The organism is Catenibacterium sp. co_0103 (assembly GCF_004168205.1).
Taxonomy (GTDB): Bacteria; Bacillota_I; Bacilli_A; order Erysipelotrichales; family Coprobacillaceae; genus Catenibacterium; species Catenibacterium mitsuoka_A.
The window spans coordinates 1-1615 of record NZ_RCYB01000191.1; the positions used below are offsets into that span (position 1 = coordinate 1).

The following is a 1615-nucleotide window of genomic DNA, read 5'->3' on the forward strand; positions in this document are numbered from 1 at the left end:
AAGTCTGTTCTGGAATTTACGCAGAAAATAGAGCGTGAATCGTTCATTTTTTTGATAATGTGATTTAAAGTTTTCTCGAGTTGTTTATAGTTGTCCATAATGTATACCTCCGATGACATCTATAAACAATAGGCCAATAATCAATATATAAATATTGATTATTGGCCTCACATTTTTGGGCTTTTGTCAAGAGCAAATAAAAAAGGCATACATTTTATTTGTATGCCTTGATAGCTGTCAATTCTTAACTTAATGACATTGCCGTTGCGGTGCTAATGTTTGATTATTTTTGAGACATTATCAATTTCGGTTGACAGGAGGAAAAAAGGCACCTCTTCATATAGATTCGGCTGCATACAAAATTGTGTGTAGCCTTTTTTAATGAATACCTAATTCCGAAAAAAATCTTTTACTCTCTACGGATAATCTTATCCTACAACAATCTTTTCTTTTTAAAATAAATGAGTTCCAGAATAATTGTTATTACTGCAATTGCAATCACTGCAACATATCCGTATTTCCACTGCAGCTCAGGCATATTTACAAAATTCATCCCATACCAGCCGGTCAAAAGTGTAAGTGGCAGGAATAAGGTTGTCACAACTGTCAATATACACATAATTTTATTCTGTTGTGCATCCTGCTGAGATTGATACAGTTCACGTAACTGCAGTATATTTTCTCTAAGCAAATGCACATGGTTATGCAGTCGTTCTGTCCTGAGTGCATAACGATTCCACGATTCTGTATTATGGATAATAGTCAGTCCATCTTGAGACTGTAATAGATCACCAATCATAGCCAGCTGTTCATAATATGCATCCAGCACAGATAGTTTCTGTCGATACTTTGTAAGAACCGAAAAGAAATTATCCGGAACACCTTTTATAAGCTGATCTTCCATCTTTTCAATTTCTTTTTCCAAATGTAACAAATATAGAAGATCATTTTCAATCATCAGTTCCATCATCTTAAGAAGAAACTGATCCGGCGATTTCAGCTCCTGAAACTGTTCTTCCTTTTTCTCTATCCAGTGTTTCAGTTCCCCACTGTCCTCAATTAAAAAAAGTTCTTTATCTGTCAGGTAAAATCCAAAAACAACATGCGGTGTACGTATTTCATTTTTTTCCGGTACTCGCAAGGTTCCCAGAATACAATCCCGAAACACTTCTGCTTTACAGTATCGGATTGATCTGATACTGTGTAATAATTCGTTATCATGCGGAAAATCTTTCTTCAACTCGCGAAATTCATCTTCCCGTAAGATCGTAAGGAAATGTATATTCACCATAGGATCACTCATACTCCTTTCATCACATTTCTTAACAAACAAGAATACTCTTTATTCTTGTAAAATACAAATAAAAAACTGAAGAATCCCAATACCCTCAATTGTAAAATGAAACTGGAATTAAGGAATTGGGATAAAGGGGCATGCCCCTTTATCCCAATTCGCGCGACCGCAGGCCCCTTATTCTCAATTTCGTATTATAGAACTAGAAGTTATTCAAGTAATAATTCTAGTTTTTTATTTTATCTAGAAGTGATATCATATCACTGAAGAGAAGTTAATCAATATAACTTGAGACGTCCGTAAGGTAAGCTCATAAACAAC

At 34.8% G+C, this 1615-nt stretch carries 1 protein-coding gene; it reads right to left on the reverse strand.

Translation table 11 applies throughout. The annotated features are described in order from the left end of the window. Window positions 1-433 precede the first annotated feature (433 nt). Window positions 434-1303, reverse strand: a complete 870-nt coding sequence (locus tag EAI80_RS13065) for a CorA family divalent cation transporter (protein WP_202976655.1) — start codon at window positions 1301-1303, stop codon at window positions 434-436. Window positions 1304-1615: the final 312 nt, after the last annotated feature.

Coding starts and splice junctions, on each gene's coding strand:
- EAI80_RS13065 (WP_202976655.1), bottom strand. CDS start 1,303: ATGAGTGATCCTATGGTGAATATACATTTCCTTACGATCTTACGGGAA.